The sequence below is a fragment of the Vibrio navarrensis genome, assembly GCF_015767675.1.
Classification (GTDB): domain Bacteria; phylum Pseudomonadota; class Gammaproteobacteria; order Enterobacterales; family Vibrionaceae; genus Vibrio.
The window spans coordinates 2,185,248-2,205,292 of sequence record NZ_CP065217.1 but is presented as its reverse complement, the minus strand read 5'-3'; the positions used below and the strand labels follow the sequence as shown (position 1 = coordinate 2,205,292).

Genomic DNA, 20,045 nt, shown 5'->3' with positions numbered 1-20,045 from the left:
AGTGAGAAAAGGTATACTTCGCCCCTCATAATGAAACCAGCCATGATGATGGCAGCCACCCGAAAGTTACTTGACTACCATGTTTGACATTCTGTTTACTCACCCTGATTTTCTCATTATCAACAAGCATCCCAATGTCTCCGTACACAAAGATGATGGTGAGACCATGTTATTGCATGAAGTGGCGAAGCGAAGTGGTGACACACAGCTCTATCTGATCCACCGTCTCGATAAAATGACCTCGGGCATTTTATTGCTTGGTCGACGCGCAACTGCGGCCAGTGCGCTTTCACGCGCTTTTGCCGAGCGTAAGGTAGCCAAATTTTATCTAGCGCTTGGAGCTAAAAAACCGAAGAAAAAGCAAGGGCTGGTGATTGGCGATATGGAACGCTCGCGCCGCGCCGCGTGGAAGTTACTCAGCAGCAAGCATAATCCTGCGATTACCCAATTTTTCTCTTTGGCGGCAGAGCCTGGAGAACGACTGTTTTTATGCAAGCCGCACACGGGGAAAACCCACCAGATCCGCGTCGCGCTAAAATCGGTTGGTTCCGCGATCATCGGCGATGCTATCTACAATGCGGGCAGTGAAGCAGATAGAGGCTATTTACACGCATTTTGCCTCTGCTTTTCCTACCAAGATGAAGCGTTCCACTTTGTCTGCGACCCGCGACACCAGCCTGCGTTGGGGGAAAAATGGAATAGCGATGTGGTTTCACAAGGCATTGAAAGCTGGCTGACGCCTTGGCAGTTGTCGTGGCCTACCATCAAATAATCAAACAACCCATCAAAAAGAGAATTCAATGCAAGTTTCCCAACTGACGCAGTTTTTTCAACATATCGAAGCGCAATTGGCGAGTGTACCTGATGAAATACGACGTCTGTTTCACGGCCGTGGTCGCCGTTTTGTTGGCTTAGAACAAATCACTTGTGATTGGCTGCAAGGGCAGATGGTCGTCAATCTATTTCATCAAGTTGACGAAGACTTTTTGACTGAGCTAAGAGCGGGTTTACTGCGCTTTGCACAGTCGGATATCTGGCGAGAGAAGCAAGGCCGATGCATGCTGATCCAACATCGCTACGCAGACGGTGCGCCGTCAGAAGTGCTGCTGGGCGATCTGGATGCACGTCCTGTGGTAGTTGAAAGTGGTCTTAAATATCAATTGGATATTGGACGAAATCAAAACTTTGGCCTGTTTTTGGACATGCGCTTTGGTCGTGATTGGGTACGTGAGCACGCTAAACAGAAGAATGTGCTCAATCTGTTCGCCTATACCTGTGGCTTTTCGCTGGCGGCGATCGCCGGAGGGGCGGACAAAGTGGTCAACGTCGACATGGCGAAAGCCTCCCTTTCCAAAGGGCGTGAAAACCATAAACTCAATGGACACAACCTCAATCAGGTGTTCTTCCTTGGCCATGATATTTTTAAATCTTGGGGCAAAATCAAAAAGGCAGGCCAATACGATTTGATCATTATTGACCCACCTTCGTTCCAAAAGGGCAGCTTTGCGCTGACATCCGATTACAAGAAGATTTTACGCCGTTTACCCGACTTACTCGCCACGGGTGGAGAGGTGCTGGCCTGCGTTAACTCGCCTTCCGTGAGCAGCGACTTTTTGATTGAAAGTATGCAAGAGGAAGCGCCATCACTGACTTTTCGCGAACGTTTGCTCAATCCGCCGGAGTTCATGGACATCGACAGCGAAGCGGCGCTGAAAGTGCTGCGCTTTAGCTAACGTCACATCGCCAAAACTGCCACATCGTCAAAACAAGAAGCGCCACCTTGGCGCTTTTTGCCCTTTAGCCTAAAGTCACTTCAAGATCCGATTCTATTTGTGACGAACACGCTAACACAAAGCCTTGTTCTATCTCTTGTGCACTTAAGGTTTCCTGACTGCTGGAGATGACCGAACCGTGGCGAACTTGACATTTACACGATCCACAGAGACCACTTCGACAGGCGACAATCAGGGGCAGCCCTGCGCCTTCTAATACGTCGGCCAACACTTCGCCTCGCTTGGCATCAATGGTTTGTGCAAAGTTTGGCACGCTTACCTGTACCCCTTGTTCGCTTTGCACAGGCGATGTGTTTTCGGCAGGGGTAAAGCTCTCATGATGAAACTGCTGCATATCAAAACCAAGTTGCTGCAAGTAAGCTTGCGTATCTTGCATGAACTGGTTCGGCCCACACAAATAGACGGTCCACTGGTGAAAATCAGGCACCAGTTTTTGCAGCCACTGTGCATCCAATCGACCTTGAGGGTGGGAAGTGCCTTGGGCATTTTTCAGCAGCAAGTGCAGATGGAAATCGTCGTAGACACTTTGATAGGTGCGCAGATCGTCAAAATAGATAGTCTCTTCGGCAGAGCGCGCAACGTGTAGAAAGGCAATATCGACCTTTGCATCGTTACATAACCAGTATTTCGCCATGGCGAAAACCGGAGTCACACCACAACCCGCGCTGATCAGCAGTGCTTTCTATTGCCCATGGCTCCATTTAGGCGGGGAATCGATGCAGTTAAATTCGCCGGCTGGCGGAAACGCTTGTACGGTGTCGCCCAGCAGCAGTGACTCAAAAATGTAGTTGGAGACCAAACCACCCTCCATACGTTTAATGGTGAGCTGCAGGTAATCTTCGCCAGAAAGTGAACTTAACGAATAAGCGCGAAAAACCCACTTCCCCTCAATTTCGACGCCCAATGTGAGCCACGCCCGGCCAGCCAACGATGCTACGGGTAAACAGGCGCTCAGCGTACTGACCGACATTTGGGCTCAGCAGGCAGTTGGACGTCATGACAATTGCCTCTGGGAAATTGGCGAATTCCTTCTGCTGGTTTTACCACGCACTGCCGTAGTTACCGACCAGATGAGGGTACCTATGCAGTTGAGGATAGCCATGGGCAGGCAGCATTTCACCGTTGGTATAGACGTTGATGCCCGTCCCTTGCGTTTGCTGCAATATTTTCTCCAAGTCATGCAAATCATGGCCAGAAACCAGAATACATTTGCCTTTGACTGGTTTGACATTCACCGCCGTCGGCTGCGGATGACCGAAAGTGGCCGTCTCTCCGTGGTCGAGCATCGTCATCACCTGATAGTTCATCAAACCGATCCGCATGGAGCAATCGAGTAGTGCGCTGAGATCGTCGGGATCGCTGCCTAACCACGCCATGATCTCATGGTACTCGGCGTAGATCTCTGCACTGGTTTGCCTCAGCACTCGTGCGTGTTCCATGTAGGCTGCTGCGCCTTTTAACCCGTAAAGACAAAGTAGACGTAAGCCGATGACGTCTTCATGCACCGTTCCTTTACCACGGTTGACGGCGACTTGAGGCGCTATGGCGAGGATCTCAGAGGCAGCGCTGGGGAGTGCAAAATCGGCTACCTTGGGGAACTCATCCAATTCTTGGGAGGAGAGTGTGCTCGCTGAAAGTACCGCGTTTTTCAACTGGGTTTTGTACTGCTCTGCAGTCGAGGTCAGCGCTAGGATGCGTTCGGGATCGAAGTTGACGTTAGTCAGAGTGGCAAAAAATGCTTTTGGAGCCCACTGATCGATTTCATCGTTGATGATATTGAAACGACGCGCTTGGGTTGCCCAAAAAGAGACGCCTTGCAAGCAATAAACCAATACATCTTGCAGGTCTGAGACTTCAGCGGTTTTACCGCACATACCTTGGGCGAATGAACAGCCTTTGACTACAGGGGGTTGAATTGTCTGTTCACATTGAATACAGAACATTTTGCTTCTCCAGTCATGATTATGTTGATCAAGTTTTCCCCAGAGAGCAGATTGTGTACCAGTTTTTAATCTATTGATTTATTTGGATTAATTTGGTTTATCTTGAGTGTTGTGATGTCTAAATAACAACGTGTTTGTAGTCATTTAGACATCGAACTTTGTTTTTCACGCTGTTTGAATGCCTAATTTTTTACCTACTTCGCTTGGTTTTATACGCGCAAGGTTGCTCCCTAAAGACGCACCGAAAACCGGCTTTGTCATCCCATTAGCTTTTCAATGTGTGAAAACCTGAATAAATCCGAGTAAAGGTTGTGAACCAGCAAGCCGCGCCAAACAAGTAAGCAATCAGGGCAAAATGGTGCGGGAAGAGGCAAAAGGCGATAAAACAGGCGATAGTTTCTGTCCCTTCGGTCAGACCGCTCATGTAATACAGCGATTTATGTTGATAGGCAGGGTTATCAATGCCGCGTTTACTGGCGAGTACCGCCAAAGCGAGAAAACTACTGCCAGTCCCGACAAAGGAGAAAATGAGAAATGCCCCCGCTATGGCATTTTGCTCCGGATTGGCCAGTACAAAACCAAACGGGATCAGTGAGTAAAAAAGAAAATCCAGACTGATATCGAGAAATCCACCCGCATCGCTGATACCTTGAATGCGCGCCAGTGCGCCATCTAATCCGTCACAAATGCGGTTGAGCACAATAAAAGCCAGCGCCCAGTGGTACTGTTGCCAAACTAGGGCGGGGAGCGCCAAACAACCGATGGCAAAACCGACCACTGTGGTTTGGTTGGCGCTGATCCCCAACTGATTAGCCAGTGTTGCGCTGTGGGTTAACGGCCAGCGAATGGCTTTGATTGTGAAACGGTCAAGCATTTTCCTTCTCCCAAGGCCAAGTTAGGCAGCGGCTGCCAGCCGGGATGTCATCCTCGTCGTGAGTCACCATCAAAGTTGGGATGTTCGCCTGTCGCAGTTGTTCGACCACCCACTGGCGAAATTGAGCACGCAAATCTTTATCCAGCTTGCTATAGGGTTCATCCAGCAGCGCCACCTTGGGTTGGGCCAACAGCATACGCGTCAGGCTAATGCGCGCGCGCTGTCCGCCGGAAATTTGGTCGGGAAAGGAGTTGGCGAGCATAGGGAGCGAAATGGACTTCAGCGCTTCCATCGCGCGCGTTTTACGCTCGGCGTCCTTGATATTATCGGGCAGGGCAAAAGCTAAATTTTCCCAAACCGTTAGGTGAGGAAACAGTAGGTCGTCTTGGAACAAGATACCGACTTGGCGGCGATGAGCGGCGAGCGTATCAAGCTTCTCACCATCGAGCCAAATTTGCCCACTATAGCGAAACTCGCTAGCAAGGTGACCCGCGATTGCATCCAACAAGGTCGACTTACCACAACCGCTTGGCCCCATTAGCGTGACGATCTCGCCTTTTTGCACGGTGAGATCCAACGCGGAAAACAGTGGCTCGCCGCTGGTTTTATGGATGGCGAGGTTTTCGAGACAAAGACTCATGGAGGAGTAACCCTTTTATGGAAATACGACGATATTTTGCCTGCCAACGGCTAACGACAATCGCTATGGAAAAAAACAGCAATGGCAGCAATGCTTGCCAGAGAGCATAAATGGCGGTCACTCGCCGATCAAAACCGCTCGACAGAGCAACCGCTTCGGTCGTAATGGTGATGATACGGCCTGCTCCCAGCATTAAGGTTGGCAGATACTGCGCCAAGCTGACGCTGACACCGACCGCCCAGGCAAAGGCGACAGCTGGCAGCAAAATCGGTAATTTAACTTTAAGCCAAACTTGCAGTGGTGATTTACCTAAACTTAACGCGACCCGAGTCAATCCTTGATCAAAGCTTCGCCATGGGCCATCCAACGATAGATACACGAACGGAAACGCAAAAAAGATATGCGCCCAGCAGACCCAAAAAAAGTAGCCGTCGCTGCTTAGGTAAAGTGTCACGACTTGCATGCCAAATAGGATTGACAGTTGAGGGATCAACATAGGAATCGCGATCACGTAGCCCGGAACTTGCCAGCGATAGCGCAGCCGATATTCATGAGCAATCAGTGCTAGTAACAACGCAATTGATGCACAGATCACGGCGATAAGCATACTTTGCTGCAATACGCCCAATGTTCCCTGCCACTCGTGTTGCCAGAAACGCAAGCTAAACTGGCTGGGCATCAGATCAGGAAAACGCCAACGCTGGGCAATGCTCCACAGCAGCAAAAGTGGTGCCATCAACACGGCAAGTAGGGCGATAGACAGAAAGAGTGCTCGTCCTGGCAAAGCAAAACCAAACCGACCAGCGTATTGCCATCGTCGATATTTCTGTGTCACAAGCCATTCAATCACTCTGGCAAAGGCTATCAGCAAGCTGGCGATGGCAAACAGCACCACTGCACCAGCGGCAGCGCGTGGTAACAGCAATAGATCGGGATCGTTGAACCACTGCCATACCAATACGGCAAACGTGGGAGGATTGGTCGGGCCGATGATGAGTGCCACATCGACCACCGACAAGCTGTAGGCGATGACGGCCAGCATCGGGAAACGCAGCTTGCTGAACCATTGCGGGAAAATGCATTTCCACCAGGTTTGCGCCGAGTCATACCCCAACGAGTGACAAACCTTCTCAACTTGTTCGACTTTCAACTGGCGCAAAATAGGAATGCTCATTAACAGCAAAAAGGGTACTTCTTTTAGCGCGAGCATCACAATTAAGCCCAGCGCGTAAGGGTCTTTAACCAATAGCGCCAGATCGTTAACGGTCTGAGCGCTGGGATCGTAACCGAACCACTGCTGTAAAACGCGCATGCCTAATCCTGTCGGGGCAAACAAAAAAGCAAAACCAATCGCAAATGCGACGTGCGGCATGGCGAGTAACGGCGAAAGGCTTAGCTCCACTTTGCGCCAAAATGTGCGATTCCAGGCTGCCTGTAAGATGGCAAATGTTATCAAACAGGCAAGATAGCTGCTCAGAATGGCGGAATAAAGTGTCAGACCAATCGACTGCCAAACGCCATGCCAGGCAAAAACGGCGGAAAAACCAGTCAGTGAAAACTGATTGAGGCCGATAGGCGGTACATAGCCGAGCGCGGAAACCAACACTCCAATCAGACCCGGCAGGGTCGGGAGAATGCACACCGCGATCATGGCGAGATAAAGCGCTCTTAGCATCGGTTTAGCTTAGTTGCCGTAACGCTTGAGCCACTCTTTCTCCAACGCCGATTGCCAGCTTGGATGAGGCTCGGCAATGGATTTAAACTGCTGAGTGTTTTTCGCGCTGCCTGAGAGATATTGGCTGCTCAACACCGAAGGATCTCCCCAAATGTTCAGATCGCCTTTGCGCGATTGAGCTTCTGGGCTGAGCAAGAAGTTGATCGCAACGCGTGCTCCAGCGCTGGCGTTGGCATTCCATGGAATCGCGAGAAAATGAATGTTCGAGAGTGCCCCCGCGTCCATCGCGTATGCTTTGGTGGTTGGGGCTAAATTGCCGCTTGCTTGAGCTGAAAAGACCGCATTGGGATTGAACGTAATCGCGAGATCCGTTTGTCCATCATCCAGCAACTGGAGTGATTCTGCGGTGCCAGCCGGAAACTGTTTACCGCCACGCCAAGCCACTTTGTGAAACTGGTCTAAGTAAGCCCAAAGAGGCTGGGTGATTTTTGCAAAGTCGGCATCAGAGACCGGTTTTTGCAACGCAGGGTCGTTTTGAGTCAACTCAATCAACATCGCCTTAAGAAAACTGGTGCCATGAAACTCCGGTGGGCGAGGGTAGGTTAAGCGGTTAGGAAAAGCTTTCGCGTAGCTGAGCATTTCCGCAAATGAGCGAGGCGGGTTGTTCAGGGTTTGCGTATCATGAATAAAGACCAACTGGCCAACACCCCATGGCGCTTCCAAACCATCGGTGGCGACCGAAAAGTCGACCGTGACGGGCAGTGATTTATCCACGTATTGCCAGCTCGGTAGCTGCTCGACAAAAGGGCCGAACAGCAGTTGGTTGTCTTTCATCGATTTGAAGTTTTCACCGTTGATCCAAACCATATCAACACTACCGCCACTGTTTTTGCCCGCCGCTTTTTCTGCAATCAAACGCGCGGTGGTTTGTGCAATGTCGCTCACTTTGACGTGGTTTAGCGTGACATTGTAGCGTGTTTTTAACTCACTCCCTGCCCACTGCAGATAGCGATTGATCTCTTGGCTGCCGCCCCAAGCGTGAAAATAAACCGTTTGCCCATCGGCTTGCTGTTCAACTTCTTGCCAAGTTTCTGCGTAGCCAGAAGCCGTCAATGTGGTGGCTAAAATACCAAGGGTGCTCAAAAGCTTTTTCATACGTAATCCGTGTTTTTCGTTGGTTAGGTTGCAACGGCAAAGCCACTGGCGAGCAGCCAATGGCTTTTTTTCCTCTTGTGGATACTAATCTATCCCCTTTGATTATCAACGCAAAGTTAATAAAAAATCGCCCTCAATGAGATTAATCTTAATGGTGAAAAGTCAAGAGTGATTACCTGTCAGAAAAGAGAGACCAGATTAAAGTTGAAAATCTTTCAAAAGGAAGGAGATTTCCATTGGTTGTGCAATTTCTTCGTCAATGGATGAAAATGGCCGCGTTTTAAGAGCGGCTCAATCTCTTTGGTGCCTTGACAACATAGAATAAAAAAGCAGCGATAAGCTGCTTTGCAAAAGGCATTTTTGATGAAATCGTGACGCTAATTCACCCAATCACGCAGAGTAAATATTAACTCGTGCTGCGCATTTTTTAAGGTCAAAGTTTCGTTTGTCAAAGTCACCTCACTCCAATTAGTGAGAGTGCTGGAGACTAGCTGTTCAACTTGCATCTGTTTTTCGTGGCACATTTTCATCGTCATGGCCATTTTCTCGATACGCAGTTGCGTCCCTTTGAGTTCGGCTTGGCCAAAAAATTGGTTACAACCCGCAAAACCGTTGGTGGTAAGGTTTTCGCCAATTTCTAAACGTGGAATGAGAGTGTCTTCATTTTCTGTCAGCGCTTTTCCATCAATATGGCTTAACTGCCAGTGATGGTGCTGCAGATCTTGCGCGCTTATTGAGGTCATAGAGTTTCCGTTGCTAACACAGGCGCTCAGCAACAAGGGGAGAGAAATTGCTGCGAGCAAGGTTTTTGATCTAAGCTTCATGATATTGATTCCTAATGAGCAAAACAGAGCAAGTATAGTTAAGCGCACGGCGTATTTGTCAGTTTAAGGTCATCATTCTGAGGGCTTTTTTGACTGGTTTATGCGAAGGTCAAACTTTGTGGAAAATCGGCTTCCACGATGTTGAGTGACGAGATTAGAGTAGAACAAGAAATTCAGAAAGCAGGAGGGATATGGAACAGCTCGAATTTTTCAACGTACCCAATCCTTGTGTGGGCGTCTGTACGGTCGATGACAAAGGCTATTGCAAAGGGTGTATGCGCAATCGCGATGAGCGCTTTCACTGGCTGACGTTTACCTCTGCGCAGAAACTGCACATCATCAAGCTCTGTCGTCAGCGTTATCAGCGCAAACGCTTGGCGGGTAAAGCCAACAAACCATTGCAGCAGGACGACACTGGATTTTCACCACAACAGGAACTGTTTTAAGCTCACCTTTCTCTCGGCGGCAAATGGCCAAATCAAGTCTCGATTCCCGGCCTAGATTGACAAAGCGCTCTGTTAAGCCGGGAATTTGTCACGATTGCTCCCTATCATCCACGGTTATTTCATCGCCCAACGATCGCTTATCCAACCGCCAGCATGTTCATCGAAATGGCAACCAGAGAAACGATGGTTCGTCTCGGCATCCGATTTGCTGTTGGGATTTTCCGTTAATAGTTGATGAATGTAGTTGGCCATGGGGTCATTACACGCTTGCTGTTCTCTGCGAGTGACCACTTCTTTAATAAGTTGTAGTCTGTAGCTATTGCTGATTCGTTTCATTTTTGACCTCCCGAACTCGATGCAGCAGTCCAAACACACTGGCGTTTCCGCACTGCTCACTGAGGCACACATCGTGGTGTCCCCCATGGTTCGGGGTCTTTAAACAGACACAAATTGTATGAGAGCAGTATTTTTAACGCCAAACTCGTCTTTCGACAGCACTCATCATGCTCTGGCGCGAGAATAAAACGGCGCAGAGTCAATCAATTCAGCTGACTGAAAGACAATATCAAACATAGAAGTCGCTTAAACAGCCGTCAATCGTACTTTAAACGGTTTTTTATCAGCTAACGAAAAGACACAACAAATTCATAAGATTACCCGTACAAAAAAACCGGAGCACAGGGCTCCGGTCTGAGGGAAAGGTAGAAAGATTATGCGCCCGGCTGAGCAGGTGCAGGACAGCCTTTTACCGCTTGACCATTGCTGAGGTACTGAATGTTGTTCAAGTTCTTCTCATAGTCAGATGCAGAGATCGATGGGTTATTGACGAAAAACTCACGCAGCACAGAAGCATCGGTCATTTGAGTTGACTGCACATCGATGACAGGGTAGTTGTCTCCGCCAGCGGCACTAAAGCTAATGATAGAGAAGCTATAAGTGGCGTTGAGATCAAAGCCCTTGTTGTTGATATCTGTGATGGTGACTTGTTTGGCATCACAATCCACCGACATGGTGATGTTGTCGAGCTGCGCGTAACCGCCAGATCCCGCCGTTAGAGTGGCCACCACATTCAAGTAATCTTTGACCTCTTGGCCTGTCATGGTTGCTTTAGTGACAAAGTTGCCAAAAGGCTGAACCGTCAGCACGTCGCGGTAAGTAATATCACCCGCCTCGATAGACGCGCGCACACCGCCAGAGTTCATCACACCAAAGTCTGCGTTGACTAAGTTGTACGTGCGATAAGCTTCACCAAGCAGATGACCTAAGTTGGTTTGCTGTGAACGGACGATAGCGCGATCGCCAATCAGCTTGCCATCGGTCTCTGAAACTTTCTCTCCCAATAGCGCCTGACCCTGCTTTTGATACTGGGAAAGAACAGCCTTAACCGTCGCATCAGCTTCGATTTCATTGGTAATGAACTGATATTTACCCTCCGCGTCTTTCTTCTTCAGGTTAACCGGAATCAAGGCGTAGTTAGCTAAATGCAGCTTGCCATCGTAGTATTCAAAGTCTGCACGACCAACGTACTTACCCCACTCATGTGCTTGCATGATGTAAGTGCCGTTCTGTTGATCTGGAGCACAGGCATCGCCCGGCTTAAAGTTGGCGTATTGATTGGTGCCCGGTTCCATACAGACGGGGTTTTGTGAGTGGCCACCAATAATCGCATCCAACTTACCGGATTCTAACGAGCGAGCGAGCATTACGTCGCCAGGTGCTTCAGTACCATGTGTTCCGTTGGCATAGTGGCCCATATGCGTTGTAGCAAAGACAAGATCCACTTTCTCTTTGGCTTCGATTTCTGCCAGAACTTTCTTGATTTCCGTTTGCGGATCGGCAAAGTGGATGCTCGCCACATTGTCTGGGTTGACCAGTTTCGCGGTATCTTTCGTGGTTAGGCCAACCACGGCGACTTTTACGCCATTGAGATCGAATACCTTATACGGCTGGAAGTAACGCTCATCCGTGACTTTACCATCGGCATCTTTTTTGTAGATGTTGGCCGCCAACATTGGGAACTCAGCGAGTTTCGCTTGCTTGTCCAGCACGCTAAGTTCGTTGTCAAACTCGTGGTTACCGACCGCCATGGCGTCGTAGCCGAGCAGATTCATGCCGATAAAATCAGGTTCGGCGTCCTGCATGTCGGACTCTGGGACACCCGTGTTGATGTCACCACCAGAGAGCAGAATTGAGGTGCCACCATTGCTCGATACTTCTGCGCGGATCGAATCAATCAGCGTTTTGCGTGCTGCCATGCCATATTCACCATTGTTGTTTTCCCAGAAACGACCGTGATGATCATTGGTGTGCAGCACAGTAAATTTGCTACAAGAAGTTGCGGTGGCACAGGTGACGACTTTGTCTTTGTCGGTCGCGGCTGAGTTATCGCTGTCTGAACCACATCCCGCCAGAGCAACACCGACGGACAACACCAACAGGGATTTGGAGAACTTCATAAGGGATCCTTTCTTTGTGATTTTCATATCGTTACGGCGTGCAATATACGTAATTAATATTAAATTTTAGTGATCCTAATCTTATTAGTACTTTTGTTAGCAGAAGAAATTTATGAGCTTGTAAGCCTTATCGAGAAATACACAAATTTAGTGCTCTGGATGATATATTTTATTAAATTGAAATAAATTTGTGATTTGGGTCGTTGAATTTGAATCAATAGAGAAATGAAAAATAAGAGGTGTGCAATTGGTGAGCAATATTAGTTGGTTTTTGACTCACTTTAGAATTTAGTACCCGAGTAAGAAATATTTTATTAAGATTTAATGTGTTATATCAAAAGCAGAATGGGATGATAAAGATATCTCTGTTTAACATCACAGCAGCGTGAGTATGTTTGACCTAAATTATTTAGAAAATGCTAATTAATCGTCTTGTCCTCAATGATCTATGTTCATTTTCAAAATAGATTGGTGAATAAAGGAGAAGAGAGCAATTTAAAACAGAAAAGAAAGTCAGTGTTGATAAAAAGTGAAACCCCAGAGATGGTAAGGCTCTGGGGTCTCGAATTTTTTAGATTGTCCGGTTGGTAAGGCCGTAAATCTTATTTATGCAAAAGGTTGGAAGTTATCCATTTAATTCCTTGGTAGGGAATTAGATACGGATGAAGTCCATGTGCTCAACTTTTGGCTTGAACGCGTGACGTTGAACGTCTTGTGGCTTAACCTGAACTTCTTCGCCAGCGATCACGAGAGTGATTGCTTCGTAGAATGCTGGTTTGTCCATTTGGTTCACGATGTCATCGTGGTTCAGAGCGATTGCAACTGGTGCTGCTTCTCCGCCGTATACAACAGCAGGAAAATTACCAGTGTTACGTAGGCGGCGGCTCGCACCTTTACCTAGTTCAGTACGTACGACTGCTTCGAATTTCATAGTTTTACTCTCAAATTAGTAAACATTTTTAACTTCATATTCTGTAATGCGACCTTACAGATATATGGTAAAGCTTCAATCGGAATCAAGATTCCTATCAAAGCGAGCGCGGATACTAGCACTCAATGGCGGTTTGAGCAACTGAAATTGCTGTGAATACCCCGATGCCTCAGCTTTTTCTGTCAGAAACGGCAGGCTTATGCCGATTTGAGTGACAAAATGGCTTTCAGGCCACCCAGCTGACTTTTTTCTAGCGTTAGCTGACCTCGATAACTGTGCGCCATTTCGGAGACGATGTTCAGCCCAAGCCCAGTGCCTGCCGTAGTTTCATCGAGCCGGACACCGCGATGGGTCACCCGTTCAAAATGTTTTTCGTCGATGCCAGGTCCGTCGTCTTCAATCACAATGTCGATGGTGCTTTGTTGGCGGATTGCATAGATACGAATGAAACTTTTGCCCCACTTGTAGCTGTTTTCCAGCAAGTTACCAAGCATCTCATCCAAATCACTTTGCTCGACGGCGACGTCAAGTTCATCATCCAGTTCATTGGCCAGTACGATTTCTCGCTCGGCGTAGACTTTATCAAACGCCATGGCGATAGCGTCGACACGTTGGCTTGGGTTGGATTTGACCGAGAGAATGTTCATCGCTCCCGCCATTCTGGCTCGGCTCAAGTGGTAATCAATGTGGTTTTGGATCTGTTGCAACGACGGTAAGAGTTGCTGCCGTTCTGGTTCGTTGAGTTGCGATATTTCATTTTTCAGCACCGAAAGCGGCGTTTTTAGGGAGTGGGACAAATTGCCTGCGTGGTGACGTGCGCGCTGCAATAGTTCTTGATAGTGAAACAAGAGGGCGTTGAGGTCTTTAATCAGCGGTGCCACTTCCGCGGGGTAGCTTTCTTGCAACTGATCTTGCTGGCCTGATTTCAATGCCTTGAGTTCTTGTTGCAGCTTATTGAGTGGGCGAAATGACCAAGCGATCTGTACGCCAATTACGCTCATGACACCAAAGAGCAGCAGCCCGAGGATCATCCACAACTGTTTAGTGAGCTGGCGTAGTGTCTCTTTAACGGGCGCTTCATCCATGCCAATCACAATGGTTATCGGGGTAGAAAACTCGGGCAGATATAGGCGCTGTTCTATCGCGATCAAATTCTCTTCCTTGGCACCAATGAGACGCTGACCAAGTGGTGTTGCTTTGGTTTGGATGTTTCTGTCCCAAAGGGAACGGGATCGCAGGGTTTGCTCACCCAATGTCGCGTTCCAATAGAGCCCACTGTAGGGCTGACTGAAACGGGGGTCAGAAAGACGCGCAGGAAGCAACAAATTGCCTTGTGCATTCGCTTCTAAGTTGGCGGCGATTTCGTCCATGGCAAGCTGCAATTGGCCTTTAATATCACTCACTAAATACTCTTTGACGAGCGTGGGAATACCGACGCCCGCCGCGAGGAGCATGGAACTAACCCAAAGAAATGAAGCAAAAAAGAGACGCCGCTTAAGGCTCAGGCTTTTGAGTAAGTCCAGTTTAGCTGGCATCAAGTTGGTACCCTAAACCGCGTACGGTTTTAATGATGTGTGGCGCGATTTTTTTGCGGATACGACCGATAAACACTTCAATCGTATTGGAGTCGCGGTCAAAGTCTTGCCTGTAAATGTGTTCAACCAATTCCGTACGGGAGATCACTTTGTCGGCGTTGTGCATGAAATAGGCGACCACCTTGTACTCAAGCGCGGTTAAGCTCACGGGGTGGCCTTGCCACATCACCTTGGAAGAGCGGGTGTCGAGGCTCAAATCGCCAACTTGCAGTACGGGCGAAGCGTTGCCAGAGGCTCGGCGCAGTTGCGCTCGAATACGAGCGATCAGCTCGACTATCTCAAACGGCTTGGTCAGATAATCGTCTGCACCCGCGTTTAACCCTTCTACGCGCTGGGTTAAGGTGTCGCGTGCGCTTAAAATGACGACGGGCGTGTTGATGTTTTCGTCGCGTATGCCTTTAAGGACAGTAAGCCCATCTAATTTGGGCAGCCCCAAATCAAGTACGATAGCATCCCACTCTTCGGAAGTAGCCCGATACAGGGCGTCAATACCATCTTGTGATAGCTCCGGTACCCATCCCGTTTGCTCAAGAGATTGAACAATTTGCTCACCTAAACGCGGCTCGTCTTCAACAACTAAAATTTTCATCGGTAAGAAACTCTATTTTTTGATCACGTCTTGCAAATTGCGCCCTTTGATTTCCATCAGTTCTAAAGTGGTCGCGTTGTACTCGACTTTAATGACATTGTTTTCATGCACTAATTTAAGCTCATAAACCCACTCGTTGTCGTCTTCTTCAAGCTCTACTTTGATTAAACGTCCATTGAGCTGCTTATCAACGGTGGCATAGAGTTCAGAGAAGGGCTTAATCAACCCTTTTTTAACCGCGTCGTAAACTTCATCCTGATCCTCGTCAAATTCGATGCGAGCGCCCTCTTTATAAGCATCTTGGATGAGTTCGTGCCCATTTTGTGTGTCGTCGCTGGCGAATGCTGGCATGGTCAGCATACAAGGGAGTATAAGCGCAAGCGTCAGTGTTCGGTTTCGCATGTCCGGACCCTATTTTACAAAGTTGCCCGAGTATAAAGCTGGCAAGATGAATAGAAAGTGAACTTGCCCACGGCATGGGGCTTACTGGCGGTTTTGTAGTTCATCTTCGAAAATCTTGTCGCGCATTTTCCAAAAACGGCCGGTTTTGCGGGCGATAACAAATTGTGGTGGGCGAAAACGGTGTTGATTAGCGACCACTTTGCTTGGCGTGGCATCGTCAAAGGGCCGGTGTTTGTCCGCTAAATGAGGGCGAACAAACTGACTCTTGAACATGGCCTTCTGCTTGTGGGTGGTGAGGGACCAAAACTCATGCACCTGAGCTTGGTTTTCGCCCAAATAGCTGACCTTTAACTGGGATTTTCCTTGCGCCGTTTTATGAACGCTGAGCACCATCTCAAGGCATTCAAAGACCAAAGCGTCTTTTAGATTGAGGGCTTCTTTGAGCTTTTTGTCAGGGTCCACCAAGGTCGCATCGCACTCGTGACAAATTCGCGCTGCGATGTCGTTATCCGCACCACATTCGTTGCAATACTTAGCGCGAAAACGGTAGCCGCAATGTTCGCGTTCGCCGTTCTCTTCGTCGGTGAAATAGCCTTGGCAGCGACGGCCAAAGTGCTCAAGTAAAAAACCGTTGCTGTCTAACTTGCCCCAAAAATTATTGTTAAAGCCGCAGGCGGGGCAGGGAATGGTAATGATTTCGCTATCAGAGTCGGGTTTCGGGTCACCCACCTCGGGCTGATACAGATCGTAATTATTGCCTGCGTAGTCAAGTACCAAGCACTCTTCTTTGCCCGGGGCCAACCGCAGACCGCGACCGACAATTTGTTGATAAAGACTAATCGATTCGGTTGGGCGCAAAATAGCGATGAGATCGACGTGCGGCGCGTCAAAGCCGGTGGTCAGTACCGAAACATTGACGAGAAACTTTATTTCACGCGCTTTAAATTGGCGAATAATCGCGTCTCGCTCTGGTGTTGGTGTATCGCCAATCACAAGCGCGGTGTCATTTTCTGGCAACAAGTGATGAATTTCTTGCGCGTGTCTGACGGTGGCCGCGAAGATCATCACTCCTTGCCGCTGCTGGGCAAGTTGGAGGATTTGCTGAACAATTTGCGGCGTGGCGCGTTTGGCGTTATCGATCACCATATCCAGTTCAGCTTCTTTATAGCGCCCGGTATTGGCGGGTTTTAGCTGGGAGAAATCATACGAGAGCACAGGCGCATCCATCATTCGCGCTGGAGTGAGAAAACCTTCGTCGAGCAAATAACGTATCGGCAATTCGAATATGCAATCGCGGAAAAAGCGTGGCTCTTCGCTACGCACTTGCCCGCGGGTGTGGTACTGATAAATCCAACCGACGCCGAGGCGATAAGGCGTGGCGGTCAGACCGAGTATTTTCATCCCCGGATTAAGCTCTTTTAGGTGCGAGATCACTTTCTGATAACTGCTCTCTTTATCTTCCGGAACACGATGGCACTCATCGATCACCAGCAGAGAGAACTGGTTGCGAAAAGATTCCAAGTTGCGCACCACCGACTGCACCGAGGCAAAAACCACTTGATGTTGTGTCTCTTTGCGGCCTAGCCCAGCGGAGAATACCGAGCCCTTGAGCCCGTATCCTTCGTACTTGGCGTGGTTTTGTTCCACCAGTTCTTTGACATGTGCCAGCACCAAAACTCGGCCGCGTGCTAATCTTGCCAGTTCGGCAATCACTAAACTTTTGCCTGCCCCTGTTGGCAGCACGATCACCGCTGGCGTCGAGTGCTGACGAAAGTAGTGGATAACGGCCTTTACCGAGTCGGCTTGATAGGGTCTTAGGGTGTACATGAAAACGGTGAAATCACTCAACTATTCTTTGCAGGGTCGCTATAATACCCGACCTTAACCAGTTGAGGTATTCATGCGTTTAGATAAATTTCTTTGTGATGCGCTGGGCGCGACACGAAAAGAGGCGACAAAAATCCTGAAAAGCGGTGAAGTGACCGTGGATGAGCAGGTACAAAAAAGCGGTGCGTTCAAAGTCTCTGAGCAAAGTGTGGTTGAATGGCAAGGTCGCGAGCTGGCCGTTCAGGGGCCGCGTTACATTATGCTGTATAAACCGGAAGGGTTTGTGTGTTCCCACGAGGATGGCTTCAACCATACGGCTTTTGTTCTGCTGGACGAAATTAAGATGGACGAGCTTCACTTTGCTGGCCGCTTGGACGTGGATACCACAGGGTTGGTGTTAATCACCGATGATGGCAAGTGGTCCCATCGCATCACGTCACCAAAGCATAAGTGCGACAAAACGTATCGTGTTTGGCTCGCCGACCCGATTGGCAGCGACTATCAGGAAAAGCTGGCGGCAGGTATTCAACTGCGCAATGAAAAGGAGCTCACCTTACCTGCGCAGATGACGGTCGTGAATGAAGCAGAGAATGAACTGCTGCTGACGATTCACGAAGGCAAATATCATCAAGTAAAACGCATGTTTGCTGCGCTGGGCAACAAAGTCGAGCAGTTGCACCGTGAGCGAGTGGGGGAGATCGTACTGGATGAAAATCTCGAACCGGGCGAGTACCGTTATCTGACTCAGGAAGAAATAGATTCAGTTTGGAAATGATTTAGTTCCTAAATGGAACTAGTGTTTAGGCTTGATCTGTATCACAATATCGGCAGTTTTTCCGCTCTTTCATGGGGCGGAGTTTTCAGAATCAAGCCTTTTCTGGCTGTAATGCGACATTCCTAGCGTTCCTCGATTACCAATCTGTGTCAGCCTTGTTCTGACGACGATAAAGAGTCAACCTAATCAGTGGCGTTGCAGCGTCAAGCTTATTCCCAACCCATTTCTCGGGAGAATAAATGACGGACAAATCACAAGCCACTGCGCAATCACACATCAGTTTTTTCCTTTTCGTCGTTCTGGGCGCGATTGGTGCGCTTACGCCGTTGGCGATTGACATGTATTTGCCATCCATGCCGACGATCGCCAAAGATCTTGGCGTGGATGCCGGTGCGGTGCAGTTGACTCTGACGGCCTACACCGCAGGCTTCGCTCTAGGGCAGCTGATTCATGGCCCACTTTCGGACAGTTTCGGTCGTCGTCCGGTGCTGATCCTTGGCGTGCTGTTTTTCGGCCTAGCGGCGGTTGTCAGTGCAACCACCAACGGCATTGATTCGCTGACCTACGTGCGTGCCGCGCAAGGTTTTGCCGGAGCAGCGGCCGCGGTGATCATTCAGGCCGTGGTGCGCGACATGTTTGATAGAGAAGACTTCGCTCGGGCGATGTCGTTTGTCACCTTGGTTATCACCATCGCGCCTTTGGTCGCACCGATGATCGGTGGACACCTTGCGATTTGGTTTGGCTGGCGCTCTATTTTCTGGGTGCTGGCGGGTTTTGCTGTGTTGGTGATCGCGCTGGTGTGGTGGCAAATTCCAGAAACGCTGAAAGCGGAAAATCGTCAACCACTGCGCTTTAAAACCACGTTACGTAACTATGCCAAGCTGTGCAGAAACAGCACTGCATTAGGTTTGATGCTGGCTGGTGCTTTCTCTTTTTCTGGTATGTTCGCCTTTTTGACCGCAGGTTCGTTTGTTTACATTGACATCTATGGCGTATCGCCAGACCAATTTGGTTATCTGTTCGGGCTTAACATTGTCGCGATGATTATCATGACCAGTTTAAATGGTCGCATGGTGAAGAAAGTCGGGTCGCACTTTATGCTGCGATTGGGGCTTAGCGTGCAATTAGTCGCCGGAGTCGGTTTATTTGTTAGCTGGCTACTAGACCTCGGTTTGTGGGGCACGGTACCATTCGTGGTTCTTTACATCGGTACACTCTCCACCATCGGCAGCAACTCAATGGCACTGCTGCTTTCTGGTTATCCGCAGATGGCGGGAACCGCTTCTTCTTTAGCGGGTACTTTGCGCTTTGGCACTGGTTCGCTGGTTGGCGCGCTGGTGGCTGCGTTGCCATCTGCCGTTGCGTGGCCGATGATTTTGGTGATGTCAGCCTGCTCGTTGCTGTCAGCCCTCTTTTACTGGATATTCGGAAGAAAAGCATAATGTCGAACTACACAACGGAAATTCAACGACTGGTTAATACCGCGCTGCAAGAGCTAGAGGCGGAGCATCGCGCAGGTAAACTGGCTGACGCGCCTGTCGCGAACAACCACTTTCTCGTGCGTTGGGTGACCAAGGCGCTGAAAGCACAGCGTTTTCATCGCTGCGTCGTCGATGATCTGACTCGCTGGCAAAAGGCAGGTCGCTCGAAAGGCAACGATGCCGCACTATTGCCGACCTTTAAGCGTATCGCCGCATTTTATGCCTCTTTTTTCTGTGCAGATAAAGAGCCTGCGGTGATTACCGATAAGCAGATAGAAGCGTTTTTAGATCAGATGGAGCAAGCCGACTGGGAAGTTTCCACGGCTGAGCCGTTAGTGGGTTGTGGTAAAGTGCAGATTTTTACCGAAGGCCAACACTCATTAGCGCTTTGCGCCCAGCAGTGTGAAAGCTGCTTCGATGGCGACACCTTAGTGAAACCGATGAGTTGGTTTGTACGGGGCAATCACGCCGAGTTTGTCGCAAAGGCCACTGAGGCAGGATTTATGGTACACAAGGTGACGGATTACAAGTCGAACGTGAAATACCATGGCGAGTACCTGATTTTTCCAGCCAATTTAGGCAATCAGCTGGCGGAAATTCCGCTCAATTTTCAATGCTGACCACCATTTTCTGAGGCGC

The 20,045-nt window shown here is 49.1% G+C and carries 18 protein-coding genes and 2 pseudogenes; 6 read left to right on the top strand and 14 right to left on the bottom strand.

Going from position 1 to position 20,045, the window contains the following annotated elements:
* The first annotated feature begins 79 nt into the window (after positions 1-79).
* On the top strand, positions 80-772 hold the full coding sequence (locus I3X05_RS10555; RefSeq protein ID WP_045571961.1) for a TIGR01621 family pseudouridine synthase: 693 nt from the start codon (positions 80-82) through the stop codon (positions 770-772).
* A 28-nt stretch (positions 773-800) separates the two neighbouring features.
* Complete coding sequence (locus I3X05_RS10550; protein WP_045571960.1) at positions 801-1,733, top strand: class I SAM-dependent methyltransferase; 933 nt, start codon at positions 801-803, stop codon at positions 1,731-1,733.
* 64 nt (positions 1,734-1,797) lie between these two features.
* On the opposite strand, the pseudogene I3X05_RS10545 reads toward I3X05_RS10550, so the two are convergent.
* From I3X05_RS10545 to I3X05_RS10515, 7 genes and pseudogenes are all read right to left on the bottom strand, one after another.
* Positions 1,798-2,763: pseudogene (locus I3X05_RS10545) on the bottom strand (2Fe-2S iron-sulfur cluster-binding protein).
* Positions 2,696-3,736: pseudogene (hcp, locus tag I3X05_RS10540) on the bottom strand (hydroxylamine reductase); the annotation flags it as partial. The pseudogenes I3X05_RS10545 and hcp, both read right to left, overlap by 68 nt.
* Positions 3,737-4,001: 265 nt before the next feature.
* Positions 4,002-4,610, bottom strand: coding sequence for a CDP-alcohol phosphatidyltransferase family protein (locus I3X05_RS10535; RefSeq protein ID WP_337970705.1), 609 nt, complete (start codon positions 4,608-4,610; stop codon positions 4,002-4,004).
* Positions 4,603-5,250, bottom strand: a complete 648-nt coding sequence (locus I3X05_RS10530) for an ATP-binding cassette domain-containing protein (protein ID WP_337970704.1) — start codon at positions 5,248-5,250, stop codon at positions 4,603-4,605. Before I3X05_RS10530 ends, I3X05_RS10535 begins: the two co-directional genes overlap by 8 nt.
* On the bottom strand, positions 5,216-6,925 hold the full coding sequence (locus tag I3X05_RS10525) for an ABC transporter permease (protein WP_337970703.1): 1,710 nt from the start codon (positions 6,923-6,925) through the stop codon (positions 5,216-5,218). Before I3X05_RS10525 ends, I3X05_RS10530 begins: the two co-directional genes overlap by 35 nt.
* A 9-nt stretch (positions 6,926-6,934) precedes the next feature.
* Complete coding sequence (locus I3X05_RS10520) at positions 6,935-8,080, bottom strand: ABC transporter substrate-binding protein (protein ID WP_045571956.1); 1,146 nt, start codon at positions 8,078-8,080, stop codon at positions 6,935-6,937.
* Positions 8,081-8,457: 377 nt separating this feature from the next.
* Complete coding sequence (locus I3X05_RS10515) at positions 8,458-8,904, bottom strand: META domain-containing protein (RefSeq protein ID WP_045571955.1); 447 nt, start codon at positions 8,902-8,904, stop codon at positions 8,458-8,460.
* Between the two features lie 191 nt (positions 8,905-9,095).
* On the opposite strand from I3X05_RS10515, the gene I3X05_RS10510 reads away from it, so the two are divergent.
* Positions 9,096-9,350, top strand: coding sequence for a DUF1289 domain-containing protein (locus I3X05_RS10510; protein WP_045571954.1), 255 nt, complete (start codon positions 9,096-9,098; stop codon positions 9,348-9,350).
* A 114-nt stretch (positions 9,351-9,464) separates the two neighbouring features.
* Here the strand turns inward: I3X05_RS10510 and I3X05_RS10505 are convergent, their stop codons facing one another.
* The 7 genes from I3X05_RS10505 to I3X05_RS10475 form a co-directional block, all read right to left on the bottom strand.
* Positions 9,465-9,686: a hypothetical protein gene (locus I3X05_RS10505; RefSeq protein WP_039429576.1), complete on the bottom strand. Its 222-nt coding sequence runs from the start codon at positions 9,684-9,686 to the stop codon at positions 9,465-9,467.
* A gap of 374 nt (positions 9,687-10,060) precedes the next feature.
* On the bottom strand, positions 10,061-11,806 hold the full coding sequence (gene ushA / locus I3X05_RS10500) for a bifunctional UDP-sugar hydrolase/5'-nucleotidase UshA (RefSeq protein WP_193186314.1): 1,746 nt from the start codon (positions 11,804-11,806) through the stop codon (positions 10,061-10,063).
* 652 nt (positions 11,807-12,458) lie between these two features.
* The gene (gene rplY, locus I3X05_RS10495) at positions 12,459-12,737 is read right to left on the bottom strand and encodes a 50S ribosomal protein L25 (protein WP_039435460.1); all 279 of its coding nucleotides are present in this window, start codon (positions 12,735-12,737) and stop codon (positions 12,459-12,461) included.
* Between the two features lie 197 nt (positions 12,738-12,934).
* On the bottom strand, positions 12,935-14,272 hold the full coding sequence (locus I3X05_RS10490) for an ATP-binding protein (protein WP_337970702.1): 1,338 nt from the start codon (positions 14,270-14,272) through the stop codon (positions 12,935-12,937).
* Complete coding sequence (locus I3X05_RS10485) at positions 14,262-14,921, bottom strand: response regulator transcription factor (protein ID WP_045571951.1); 660 nt, start codon at positions 14,919-14,921, stop codon at positions 14,262-14,264. Before I3X05_RS10485 ends, I3X05_RS10490 begins: the two co-directional genes overlap by 11 nt.
* Positions 14,922-14,933: 12 nt before the next feature.
* On the bottom strand, positions 14,934-15,323 hold the full coding sequence (locus I3X05_RS10480; protein WP_045571950.1) for a PepSY domain-containing protein: 390 nt from the start codon (positions 15,321-15,323) through the stop codon (positions 14,934-14,936).
* A gap of 81 nt (positions 15,324-15,404) precedes the next feature.
* A complete protein-coding gene (locus I3X05_RS10475) occupies positions 15,405-17,150 on the bottom strand; it encodes a DEAD/DEAH box helicase (protein WP_337970701.1) in 1,746 nt (581 codons plus the stop codon).
* Between the two features lie 73 nt (positions 17,151-17,223).
* On the opposite strand from I3X05_RS10475, the gene rsuA reads away from it, so the two are divergent.
* The 3 genes from rsuA to I3X05_RS10460 all read left to right on the top strand — a co-directional run bounded on the left by rsuA (position 17,224) and on the right by I3X05_RS10460 (position 20,026).
* The gene (gene rsuA, locus I3X05_RS10470) at positions 17,224-17,925 is read left to right on the top strand and encodes a 16S rRNA pseudouridine(516) synthase RsuA (RefSeq protein ID WP_039429560.1); all 702 of its coding nucleotides are present in this window, start codon (positions 17,224-17,226) and stop codon (positions 17,923-17,925) included.
* A gap of 239 nt (positions 17,926-18,164) precedes the next feature.
* Positions 18,165-19,367 carry a Bcr/CflA family multidrug efflux MFS transporter gene (locus I3X05_RS10465; RefSeq protein WP_337970700.1) on the top strand — a complete coding sequence of 401 codons (1,203 nt, stop codon included), beginning with the start codon at positions 18,165-18,167 and terminating at the stop codon, positions 19,365-19,367.
* Entirely contained in the window at positions 19,367-20,026 is a 660-nt protein-coding gene (locus I3X05_RS10460; protein WP_045571947.1) for a DUF2913 family protein, read from the top strand. The genes I3X05_RS10465 and I3X05_RS10460 overlap by 1 nt, the downstream gene beginning before the upstream one ends.
* Positions 20,027-20,045: the final 19 nt, after the last annotated feature.

What these genes read in the sequence shown, in the direction of transcription:
- I3X05_RS10555 (WP_045571961.1), top strand. Translation starts at nt 80, where the DNA reads ATGTTTGACATTCTGTTTACTCACCCTGATTTTCTCATTATCAACAAG.
- I3X05_RS10485 (WP_045571951.1), bottom strand. Translation starts at nt 14,921, where the DNA reads ATGAAAATTTTAGTTGTTGAAGACGAGCCGCGTTTAGGTGAGCAAATT.
- I3X05_RS10515 (WP_045571955.1), bottom strand. Translation starts at nt 8,904, where the DNA reads ATGAAGCTTAGATCAAAAACCTTGCTCGCAGCAATTTCTCTCCCCTTG.
- I3X05_RS10490 (WP_337970702.1), bottom strand. Translation starts at nt 14,272, where the DNA reads ATGCCAGCTAAACTGGACTTACTCAAAAGCCTGAGCCTTAAGCGGCGT.
- I3X05_RS10520 (WP_045571956.1), bottom strand. Translation starts at nt 8,080, where the DNA reads ATGAAAAAGCTTTTGAGCACCCTTGGTATTTTAGCCACCACATTGACG.
- I3X05_RS10505 (WP_039429576.1), bottom strand. Translation starts at nt 9,686, where the DNA reads ATGAAACGAATCAGCAATAGCTACAGACTACAACTTATTAAAGAAGTG.
- I3X05_RS10510 (WP_045571954.1), top strand. Translation starts at nt 9,096, where the DNA reads ATGGAACAGCTCGAATTTTTCAACGTACCCAATCCTTGTGTGGGCGTC.
- ushA (WP_193186314.1), bottom strand. Translation starts at nt 11,806, where the DNA reads ATGAAGTTCTCCAAATCCCTGTTGGTGTTGTCCGTCGGTGTTGCTCTG.
- rsuA (WP_039429560.1), top strand. Translation starts at nt 17,224, where the DNA reads ATGCGTTTAGATAAATTTCTTTGTGATGCGCTGGGCGCGACACGAAAA.
- I3X05_RS10550 (WP_045571960.1), top strand. Translation starts at nt 801, where the DNA reads ATGCAAGTTTCCCAACTGACGCAGTTTTTTCAACATATCGAAGCGCAA.
- rplY (WP_039435460.1), bottom strand. Translation starts at nt 12,737, where the DNA reads ATGAAATTCGAAGCAGTCGTACGTACTGAACTAGGTAAAGGTGCGAGC.
- I3X05_RS10460 (WP_045571947.1), top strand. Translation starts at nt 19,367, where the DNA reads ATGTCGAACTACACAACGGAAATTCAACGACTGGTTAATACCGCGCTG.
- I3X05_RS10530 (WP_337970704.1), bottom strand. Translation starts at nt 5,250, where the DNA reads ATGAGTCTTTGTCTCGAAAACCTCGCCATCCATAAAACCAGCGGCGAG.
- I3X05_RS10535 (WP_337970705.1), bottom strand. Translation starts at nt 4,610, where the DNA reads ATGCTTGACCGTTTCACAATCAAAGCCATTCGCTGGCCGTTAACCCAC.
- I3X05_RS10465 (WP_337970700.1), top strand. Translation starts at nt 18,165, where the DNA reads ATGACGGACAAATCACAAGCCACTGCGCAATCACACATCAGTTTTTTC.
- I3X05_RS10475 (WP_337970701.1), bottom strand. Translation starts at nt 17,150, where the DNA reads ATGTACACCCTAAGACCCTATCAAGCCGACTCGGTAAAGGCCGTTATC.
- I3X05_RS10480 (WP_045571950.1), bottom strand. Translation starts at nt 15,323, where the DNA reads ATGCGAAACCGAACACTGACGCTTGCGCTTATACTCCCTTGTATGCTG.
- I3X05_RS10525 (WP_337970703.1), bottom strand. Translation starts at nt 6,925, where the DNA reads ATGCTAAGAGCGCTTTATCTCGCCATGATCGCGGTGTGCATTCTCCCG.